Here is a 9495-nt window from a genome sequence, read left to right as displayed (position 1 = left end):
GCCGCGCCGGGGCGGCCGGGGGTCGGGGCGTATCCCGAGGGGACGGTGCCGGGGCCCCGGGTGGGTGACCCGGCGACGGAGCTGGCCGCGGCCGGGCAGCTGGCCGACGAGGCCGACCGGCACGGGCAGCAGGCCGAGGCCCTGGCGCAGCGACCCGTGCTGCTGCCCACCTGGTCGGCGCCGGCCCGGGCGGTCGCCGTCTACACCGCCTGCGCGCTGGCCGGCTCCCTGCTCATGCTGGTGGCGCTGATCGGCTCGCCGCTGCCGGCGACCGGGCTCGACCTGGTGGCCGCCGTCTCGTGCGCCGGCGTCCCGCTGCTGTCCTTCCTGGCCGGACAGCTGGTGCTGGGGCGCTGGGGCCGCCCGGTGATCGGCGGCGAGACCCCGCCGGGCCGGTACGTGCCGCTCGGCTTCGTGATCTGTGCGCTGGTCGCACCGTCGCTGTTCTGCGTCTACCTGGTGGTGTTCCGGCTGCTCAGCTGAGGGCGCGCGGTTCGGGGCCGGGCTCGGCACCCGGGCGTCGCGTAGGCTGCCGGGCAGGCGAGCAGGGGAGGGCGCGTGAGCGCGGCGCAGATCATCGCGAGGCTGGCGGCGGCGGCCCAGAAGCTGGACGAGGCGAAGGCCAGGACGGCTGCCGCGGCGCAGGACGCCGCCGAGGCCCGGGCGCTGGTCGCGGGCGCCCTGGAGGGCGTGGCCGCCGGGCCGCTGATCGGTGTCATCGACGCCTACCGGCAGGCGCTCAGCCAGGCCGCCCAGGGCGGCGAGCCGGCCCGCCAGCACCTCCAGGAGACCATCGCCAAGGTCCAGGCCCTCGGCAGCTGAGCCCCTCGTCCCCCGGGAGGGGACCGCAGGGGTGATTCGCCGGTTTGTGCCTCCCGCGCGACAACGGGTTACCCGCGCGTAACTTTCCATTGACGTGTGTGAAATCGGACACGCATCATCGTTCCACGATCGATCGGATCCCCCACCCGTCCTCCCGGTTCACCGGGGCCTCCCACCGGAGGTGCAGCCCATGCTGCTCCGAACGATCCTGGCCGCCACCGCCGCCGTCACCGCCCTGCTGGTCCCGGCCACCGCCGCCCACGCCGAGCCCACCACCGCCGCAGCCACCACCAGCAGCACGGCCGACGCCACCGGCCTCGCCGCCGCCGGCGCCAACCCGGTCATCGTGGTCGGCGGCCTGATCGGAATCTCCATCGCCTACGAGCCGATCGCCGCCCGGCTGCGCGCCGACGGCTACCGGGTCTCGATCTACCAGTTGCCGAACCTCGGCTTCGGCGACATCCGCGAGTCGGCCCGCGCCCTGTCGTCCTACGTGGACCAGGTCCGCGCCGTCACCGGCGCGGCCAAGGTGGACCTGGTCACCCACTCCGAGGGCGGCCTGGTCTCCCGCTGGTACGTGAAGTTCCTGGGCGGCGCCGACAAGGTCGACCGCTACGTGAGCCTGGGCAGCCCGCAACAGGGCACCTACGTCGCCAACATCGTCAACTTTCTGGGGCTGGGCAGCTGCGCGGGCATCGTGGCCTGCCAGCAGATGTCCATCGGGTCCGGCTTCCTCGCCGACCTCAACGCGGGCGACGACACCCCGGGCACGGTCCGCTGGACCACCGTCCGCACCTGGCAGGACGAGCTGGTCCGCCCGGTGGACAACGCCGCCCTCGCCGACGGCGCCAGCAACGTCCTGGTCCAGGCGTGGTGCCCGCTGCGGATCGTCGGCCACCTGGGCCTGGTCCTCGACGGCACCACCTACAGCGTCGTGCGGCAGGTGCTCGCCGGCGCCACGATCCGCCCCAACTGCTTCGCGGTCTGAGAGCGCGGCCGGGCTCGACGGTCGCCGCGCGGGCGGCCGTCGAGCCCGGCCGTCACGTGGTGGCGCCGCCCCGGATCAGGTCGGCCGCCCGCCAGGCCAGCGCGGTCACCGGGGCGCTGGTCCAGCCGGACACCATCACCGGCAGCACCGAGGCGTCGACCACCCGCAGCCCGGTCACCCCGCGCACCCGCAGCTCGGGGTCGACGACGTGCTCGTCGTCCGCGCCCATGGCGCAGGTGCCGATGGCGTGGTAGCCGCAGTAGCCGTGCGTCCGGGCGGCCTCGATGATCTCCTCGTCCGTCTGGACGGCCGCCCCCGGCAGGGTCTCCGCCGCGATCCGCTTGGCGATCGGCCCGGTGGCGAAGAGCTCCCGCATCCAGCGGAACGCGTCCGCCGCGACCCGGCGGTCGTGCGCGGTGGCGAAGTAGTTCGCCACGATCGCGGGCGGCGTGCGGGGGTCGGGTCCGGTGACGGCGAGGCTGCCCTCGCTGTCGGGGCGGGTCACCGTGCCGAGGCAGATGAGGCCCGGCTCGCGCTCCAGCTCCAGGGCCCGGCCGGGGCGCGGCGGCGCCGCCGAGAAGGGCGCCATCAGCAGGTGGACGTCCGGGCGGTCCAGCTCCGGACGGGACTTCACGTGGGCCGCGATGTCCATCACCGGCAGGGCGAGCGGGCCCCGGCGGGTGAGCAGGTAGCGCAGGGCGGCGCGGGCCTGCCCCAGCGGGCTGCCGAGCCGGGCGTTGTAGCCGCCCGGCCCGGCGAGCCGGTACTGCAGCGGGATCGGCCGGTGCTCCCGCAGGCCCGCCCCCACCCGGGGCCGGTCGAGCAGCACCGGGACGCCGGCGGCCCGCAGGGTGTCGGCCGGCCCGATGCCGGAGACCTGCAGCAGCTGCGGGGTGGCCAGGGCGCCCGCGGCGAGGATCACCTCGGCGGCCGCCCGGTGCTCGACCTCCCGGCCCCGGTGCGCGACCCGTACGCCGACCGCCCGGCCGCCCTCGATCAGTACGCGCAGCGCGACCGTGTCGACCGCGACGGTCAGGTTCGGCCGGTCGCGTATCGGATGCAGGAAGGCGTCGGCGGCGCTGACCCGGCGCCCGGCGTGGATGGTGGCCGTGGCGTAGCCGATCCGCTCGCCGTCGCCGGCGTCGAGGTCGTCGACCCGGCGCCAGCCCAGCTCCGACCCGGTCTCGAGCATCTCCTCGCAGAGCGGGTCGGTGCCGGTGGTGACGGACAGGCGCACCGGGTTGCCGGTGTCGTGCGAGGGGTGGTCCGCCAGCCGATCGAAGATCGGCCGCACGGTGGACCAGCCCCAGCCGAGGTGCGCCAACGCGTCCCAGTCCGCCGCCGCGCCGCGGCTCCAGATCATGCCGTTGATCGAGGTCGAGCCGCCGACCATCCGGCCGCGCTGCCAGGTCTCGCGCCGCCCCGGTGCAATGGTCGCCGGATAGTGCCAGGCGGTGCGCGGGTCGTCCATCAGCCGGGAAAACGCCTTGGGTACGCGGACGTACGGGCTGCGGTCCCAGCCGCCCGCCTCGATCAGCAGCACCCGGGTGCCCGGGTCCTCGGTGAGCCGGTTGGCCAGCACGCACCCGGCCGCGCCGGCACCGACGACGACGTAGTCGAAACCGTCCACTCCGGACCCCCACTCGTCCCGGGCGTGAGAATCCCTCTGACGGTAGCGGCTCGATCACCCTACGGAAAGGGCCTGGGTCGCGGCGGGGCCGGCTCAGGCGGCCTTGGCGAGCGCCTCGAACTCGTCGTCGCTGAGCCGCACCTCGGCCGCGGCGACGTTCTCCTCCAGGTGCGCCACGGAGGACGTACCCGGGATGGGGAGCATCACCGGCGACCGGCGCAACAGCCAGGCGAGGGCGAGCTGCGCGGGCGTCGCGCCGTGCTCGGTGGAGATCGCGTCCAGCGGGCCGCCCGGCCGGGCCAGGTTGCCGGTGGCGATCGGGAACCAGGGGATGAACGCCAGGTCGTTGCGCTCGCAGTGGTCCAGCACGTCCTCGGCGCTGCGGTCGGCCAGGTTGTAGAGGTTCTGCACCGAGACGATCGGGGTGATCCGCCGGGCCGCCTCGATCTGCTCGACGGTCACCTCGGAGAGCCCGATGTGCCGGACCTTGCCCTCCTGCTTGAGCAGGGCCAGCTCGCCGAGCTGGTCCGCCAGCGGCACCTTCTCGTCGATCCGGTGCAGCTGGTAGAGCGGGATGCAGTCCAGGCCCAGGTGGCGCAGGCTCAGCTCGCACTGCTGGCGCAGGTACTCGGGACGGCCCACCGGCCGCCAGTCGCCCGGACCGGAGCGGGTCAGCCCGGCCTTGGTCGCGATGACCAGGTCCTCGGCGTACGGGTGCAGCGCCTCCTTGATCAGCAGCTCGCTGACGAACGGGCCGTAGGAGTCGGCGGTGTCGATGAAGGTCACGCCCAGCTCGTACGCCCGGCGCAGCACCCGCACCGCCTCGGCCGGGTCCTTCGGATCGCCCCAGACCCCGGGACCGGTGAGCTGCATGGCCCCGTAGCCGAGCCGGTCGACCTGGAGGTCCCCGCCGATCCGGTAGGTGCCCGAGGCCTTCGCGGGCCGGGTGCTGGTCGTCATGGCGGTCCTCCTGTGCGTCGTCGTCGGCGGCGGTCACCGCCTGCGACCGGAACTCTTTCCCGGGAATCGCCGTCGCCAACGTCCCGCGCCGCGTATTTCCGCCCGTACCGTGACGAGGCGACGGCTCTCCCACCGCGGGACGAACCGCCCAGCGGGTCGGCAACCCGGCCGGCCGGGCGGGCAGTTGCGGCGAGCGGCCCCGGCGGCGCCGGCCGCCGTGCGACGCTGGACGGGACGGTGGTCTGGAGGTGCGCATGGCCGCGACGCCACGGCTCGACTTCGCGCTCGACACGTACGAGTGCATCGTGCTCTACCCGGGACCGTCGGGCCGGGCGCTGCCGGAGGAAACCGTGCAACGGCTCCAGGCCGAGCACATCCAGCACATGCAGGCGCTGCAACGGCGGGGCATCGTCCTGGTCGACGGCTCGGTGGACGGCCCGGCCCGCGAGCCGGACCCGCCGATCGGGTTCGGCCTGGCCCGCACCGGCTCGGTCGACGACGTGCGCAGCGTGATGGAGGCCGACCCGGCCGTGCAGGCCGGGCTCTACCGGGTCGAGGTGCTCACCTTCCTCTGCCCGGCCGGCTCGCTGGAGTTCCCCCTCGTCAAGACTCAGAGCTGACTGTCGGTCCAAGCGCCGCTACGACCCGCGCTTGACGTTCTCCGCCGTGCCGACCCTGCCCCCGGCCACGCCGCCCGCGCCCCGGGTCCCGGCGGCGGACGCCGACGCCGGGGTGGCGCCGGTCGATCTCCGGGAGCGCTCCGCCGAGGGATGAACGCGAGCGGTACGATTTCCGCCGCGCGGTCGCCGATGCCCGCCACACACGACGTCCCCGGTGCGGTGCCACACCGCCCGCCGGCGCGGGTATCGCGCGTCGTTGGACAACTGTTCCGCAGTCCGAAAGGGGTCGGCCGGCAGGTCGACCCGGAGGAGAGACTAGCCTGATGGGCGTGACACGCCGCGCGAAGATCGTCTGCACACTCGGCCCCGCCACCTCGTCCCCGGAGCGCATCCGGGGCCTGGTCGAGGCCGGCATGAACGTGGCGAGGCTGAACTTCAGCCACGGCAGTCACGAGGACCACGAATCGGTCTACCGGCTGGTCCGGGAGGCCGCCGAGGCGGCCGGGCAGCCGGTCGCCGTGCTCGCCGACCTCCAGGGCCCCAAGATCCGCCTGGGCAAGTTCGCCGACGGCCCGCACGAGTGGCGCACCGGCGACTCGGTGGTCATCACCGGCGACGAGATCCTCGGCACCAAGGAGCGGGTCTCCTGCACCTACCGCAAGCTGCCGCAGGAGGTGAAGCCGGGCGACCGGCTGCTGATCGACGACGGCCGGGTCGCGGTCGAGGTCAGCGACGTCACCGGCAACGACATCCGCGTCCTGGTCACCGAGGGCGGCCCGGTCTCCAACAACAAGGGCGTCTCGCTGCCGAACGTGGCGGTCAGCGTCCCGGCCCTGTCCGACAAGGACGCCGACGACCTGCGCTTCGCCCTCGGCCTGGGCGTCGACCTGATCGCGCTCTCCTTCGTCCGCTCGCCCGAGGACATCAAGCTCGTCCACTCGATCATGGCTGAGGAGGGCGTTCTCCGCCCGGTGCTGGCCAAGGTCGAGAAGCCGGAGGCGGTCGACCACCTCGAGGCGATCGTGCTCGCCTTCGACGGGGTCATGGTCGCCCGCGGCGACCTCGGCGTCGAACTGCCGCTGGACCAGGTGCCGCTGGTGCAGAAGCGCGCCGTGCAGCTCTGCCGGGAGAACGCCAAGCCGGTCATCGTGGCCACCCAGATGCTCGACTCCATGATCGAGAACTCGCGCCCCACCCGCGCCGAGGCCTCCGACGTGGCCAACGCGGTGCTCGACGGCGCGGACGCGGTGATGCTCTCCGGCGAGACCAGCGTCGGCAAGTACCCGGTGCTCACGGTCAGCACCATGGCGAAGATCATCACCACCACCGAGGCCGGCTCGATCGGCGTGCCGCGGCTGCAGCACGACCCGCGTACCCACGGTGGCGCGCTCACCGTGGCCGCCTCCTCGATCGCGCGGGCCATCGGCGCCAAGGCCATGGTCGCCTTCTCGCAGACCGGCGACACGGTCAAGCGGCTGGCCCGGCTGCACTGCGACCTGCCGCTGCTGGCCTTCACCCCGGTTCCCGAGGTGCGCAACCAGCTGGCCCTCTCCTGGGGCGTGGAGACCTTCCTCATGCCGTTCGTCGAGCACACCGACGACATGTTCCGCCAGGTCGACCAGGCGCTGCTCGGCCTCAACCGGGCCAACCCCGGCGACTACGTGGTGATCGTGGCGGGCAGCCCGCCCGGCACCCCCGGCTCCACCAACACCCTGCGCGTGCACCAGCTGGGCTCGCTGGTCGACGCCGCCTCGGCCCGGGCTCTTCAGTGAGCGCGAGGAGTGAGCCGGTTCTGCGAGCCCCGCAGTCGCGAACGGAGACAGTTCGGTGAGCGCGAGGAGTGAGCCGGTTCTGCGAGCCCCGCAGTCGCGAACGGAGACAGTTCAGTGAGCGCGAGGAGTGAGCCGGTTCTGCGAGCCCCGCAGTCGCGAACGGAGACAGTTCGGTGAGCGCGAGGAGTGAGCCGGTTCTGCGAGCCCCGCAGTCGCGAACGGAGACAGTGCAGTGACCGAGCGTCCGGTGGCGACCGGGCAGGCCGCGGTCGACCAGCTCCTGGAGGTGCTGGACCTCGACCACACCGGCGAGATGACCTTCCGCGGGATGAGCCCGCCGGTGGGTCCGCAGCGGGTGTACGGCGGCCAGGTCGCCGGCCAGGCCCTGGTCGCCGCCGGGCGCACCGTCGACCCGGAGCGTTTCGTGCACTCCCTGCACGGCTACTTCGTCCGCCCCGGCGACCCCGTCGAGCCGATCGAATACCAGGTGGAGAACGTCCGGGACGGCCGCTCGTTCTCGGTGCGCCGCTCCGTGGCGCTCCAGCACGACAAGCCGATCTTCTTCATGTCGGCCTCGTTCCAGCGGCAGGAGGAGGGGCTGGACCACCACGCGCCGGTCCCGCCCGACGTGCCCGCCCCGGACCAGGTCCCGACCATGACCGACCGGCTCTCCCGCTACCCGGAGCGGCTCGGCATCTGGGGCCAGATCCCGCGCCCGATCGACGTCCGCTACGTCGGCGAGCCCGGCTGGGTACGCCCCGGCGACCGTCCCGCCGAGCCGCACCAGCGGGTCTGGATGCGCCTCGACGGCAAGCTTCCCGACGATCCGCTGCTGCACGCCTGCGCCCTCACGTACGCCTCCGACCTGACCCTGCTCGACTCGGTGCTGTCGGTGCACGGCGAGGTGTGGGGGCCCGGGGGAGTGGTGGGCGCGAGCCTCGACCACGCGCTCTGGTTCCACCGGTCGTTCCGCGCCGACGAGTGGTTCCTCTACGACTGCTGGAGCCCGTCGGCGTCCGGCGCCCGGGGCCTGGCCACCGGCCGGATGTTCACCACCGACGGCCGGCACATCGCCAGCGCCGTGCAGGAGGGGCTGCTACGCCGGGTCGGCGCCTGAGCGGGCAACCGTGACCGTTCGGCCGAGGGTCGGGAGTCCGGGCGGCTGACCAGGCGACTAACCTTGCCGGCATGCGCCTCTCCGCCCGGGTCGACTACGCCCTCCGCGCGGCCGCCGAACTGGCCTCGGTCGCCGATGGCGCGACAGCCGGGCGGAGCCGGCCGGTGACCGCCGAGCAGCTCGCCCGCGCCCAGGAAATCCCGCCGAAGTTCCTGGAGAGCATCCTGCTCCAGCTGCGCCGGGGCGGCATCGTGCACGCCCAGCGCGGTCCCGAGGGCGGCTACTGGCTGGCCCGGCCCGCGTCGGAGATCTCCCTGGCCGAGGTGATCCGGGTGATCGACGGCCCGCTGGCGCACGTCCGCGGCCAGCGCCCGGAGCAGCTCGGCTATCAGGGGGCGGCCCGTGCCCTGCAGGACGTGTGGATCGCGCTGCGGGCCAGCGAGCGGGAGATCCTCGAACTGGTCACCATCGCCGACGTGGCCGGCGGCAGCCTACCCGGTCGGGTGAGCGAGCTGGCCGCCGATCCCCGGGCCTGGAGCTGACCGCCCCGTCCTCCGCCCGCCAGCGTCGCCCCGGCGGCTGACCCGCGCGCCCGCCGCGCCGTCCGGCGCGTCCCATCAACCGGATGGAGGACTTGACCGGAGCGTCTCCGTGCCGCATTGTCGACCAAGTCGATAGGAGATGCCGAAAAGTCAGGGGGCGCTCGTGCGCAAGCTGCTGGTCCTCGCCCTCGTCGGGCTCGCCGCGCAACTGGTCGACGGCGCGCTCGGCATGGCGTACGGGCTGACCTCCTCGACCCTGCTGCTCTTCGCCGGGGTGGCACCGGCCGCCGCCTCCGCCTCGGTGCACCTGGCCGAGATCGGCACCACCCTCGCCGCCGGAATCTCGCACTGGCGGTTCGGCAACGTCGACTGGCGGGTGGTGGGCCGGATCGCGCTGCCCGGCGCGGTCGGCTCGTTCGCCGGCGCCACCTTCCTCAGCTCCATCTCCACCGAGTCCGCCGCGCCCTGGATGGCCGCCATCCTGTTCAGCCTCGGCGCCTACCTGCTGGTCCGCTTCTCCCGGCCGCTGCGCGCCAACCGGGCCGCCGGCCGGCTGCGCAGCCGCTTCCTGGCCCCGCTCGGCCTGTTCGCCGGCTTCGTCGACGCCACCGGCGGGGGCGGCTGGGGCCCGGTCGCCACCCCGGCGCTGCTGGTCTCCGGCCGGATGGAACCGCGCAAGGTGATCGGGTCGGTGGACACCTCCGAGTTCCTGGTGGCCGGCGCGGCCAGCATCGGCTTCCTGATCGGCCTCGGCTCCGACGGCTTCCTGCTGCCCACCGTGGCCGCCCTGCTGGTCGGCGGCCTGATCGCCGCGCCGATCGCCGCCTGGCTGGTCCGCATCGTCCCCGCCCAGCTGCTCGGCGCCGTCATCGGCGGGGTGATCGTGCTGACCAACACCCGCACCCTGCTGCGCGCCGGTGAGCTGGGCGGCCCGGTCCCGGCCCTGGCCTACTCGGTGCTCGGCGCCGGCTGGCTGGTCGCCGTGGTGCTGGCGGCGCGGGCGCTGCGCCGCACCCGCCGGGCCCGCGCCGTCGCCGAGGCCGC

Annotated in this window: 10 protein-coding genes and 1 pseudogene; 9 read left to right on the top strand and 2 right to left on the bottom strand. The window is 74.0% G+C overall.

Features of this window, described 5'->3' with window-relative positions:
- The 3 genes and pseudogenes from B0E53_RS28805 to B0E53_RS28795 form a co-directional block, all read left to right on the top strand.
- Window positions 1-483: pseudogene (locus B0E53_RS28805) on the top strand (hypothetical protein); the annotation flags it as partial.
- A gap of 75 nt (window positions 484-558) precedes the next feature.
- On the top strand, window positions 559-822 hold the full coding sequence (locus B0E53_RS28800; protein WP_107078886.1) for a DUF6244 family protein: 264 nt from the start codon (window positions 559-561) through the stop codon (window positions 820-822).
- Between the two features lie 190 nt (window positions 823-1012).
- Window positions 1013-1810, top strand: a complete 798-nt coding sequence (locus B0E53_RS28795) for an alpha/beta fold hydrolase (protein ID WP_107078885.1) — start codon at window positions 1013-1015, stop codon at window positions 1808-1810.
- 52 nt (window positions 1811-1862) lie between these two features.
- On the opposite strand, the gene B0E53_RS28790 is transcribed toward B0E53_RS28795, so the two are convergent.
- Both B0E53_RS28790 and B0E53_RS28785 read right to left on the bottom strand, forming a co-directional pair.
- Window positions 1863-3440 (bottom strand): GMC family oxidoreductase N-terminal domain-containing protein, encoded by a 1578-nt coding sequence (locus B0E53_RS28790; RefSeq protein ID WP_107078884.1) that lies wholly within the window; start codon window positions 3438-3440, stop codon window positions 1863-1865.
- Window positions 3441-3533: 93 nt separating this feature from the next.
- Window positions 3534-4400 (bottom strand): aldo/keto reductase, encoded by an 867-nt coding sequence (locus B0E53_RS28785; protein ID WP_107078883.1) that lies wholly within the window; start codon window positions 4398-4400, stop codon window positions 3534-3536.
- 254 nt (window positions 4401-4654) lie between these two features.
- On the opposite strand from B0E53_RS28785, the gene B0E53_RS28780 reads away from it, so the two are divergent.
- The 6 genes from B0E53_RS28780 to B0E53_RS28760 all read left to right on the top strand — a co-directional run.
- On the top strand, window positions 4655-5020 hold the full coding sequence (locus tag B0E53_RS28780) for a YciI family protein (RefSeq protein ID WP_107078882.1): 366 nt from the start codon (window positions 4655-4657) through the stop codon (window positions 5018-5020).
- 31 nt (window positions 5021-5051) lie between these two features.
- A complete protein-coding gene (locus tag B0E53_RS40270; RefSeq protein ID WP_281492924.1) occupies window positions 5052-5174 on the top strand; it encodes a hypothetical protein in 123 nt (40 codons plus the stop codon).
- A gap of 169 nt (window positions 5175-5343) precedes the next feature.
- On the top strand, window positions 5344-6792 hold the full coding sequence (gene pyk / locus B0E53_RS28775) for a pyruvate kinase (RefSeq protein ID WP_107078881.1): 1449 nt from the start codon (window positions 5344-5346) through the stop codon (window positions 6790-6792).
- A gap of 232 nt (window positions 6793-7024) precedes the next feature.
- A complete protein-coding gene (locus tag B0E53_RS28770; RefSeq protein ID WP_246835652.1) occupies window positions 7025-7909 on the top strand; it encodes an acyl-CoA thioesterase II in 885 nt (294 codons plus the stop codon).
- Window positions 7910-7980: 71 nt separating this feature from the next.
- Window positions 7981-8451 carry an Rrf2 family transcriptional regulator gene (locus tag B0E53_RS28765; RefSeq protein ID WP_107078880.1) on the top strand — a complete coding sequence of 157 codons (471 nt, stop codon included), beginning with the start codon at window positions 7981-7983 and terminating at the stop codon, window positions 8449-8451.
- A gap of 163 nt (window positions 8452-8614) precedes the next feature.
- On the top strand, window positions 8615-9495 hold an 881-nt coding region (locus tag B0E53_RS28760), incomplete at its 3' end, for a sulfite exporter TauE/SafE family protein (protein ID WP_107078879.1).

The organism is Micromonospora sp. MH33 (assembly GCF_003013775.1).
Lineage (GTDB): Bacteria > Actinomycetota > Actinomycetes > Mycobacteriales > Micromonosporaceae > Micromonospora > Micromonospora fulviviridis.
This window is presented reverse-complemented; position numbering and strand designations above follow the sequence as displayed.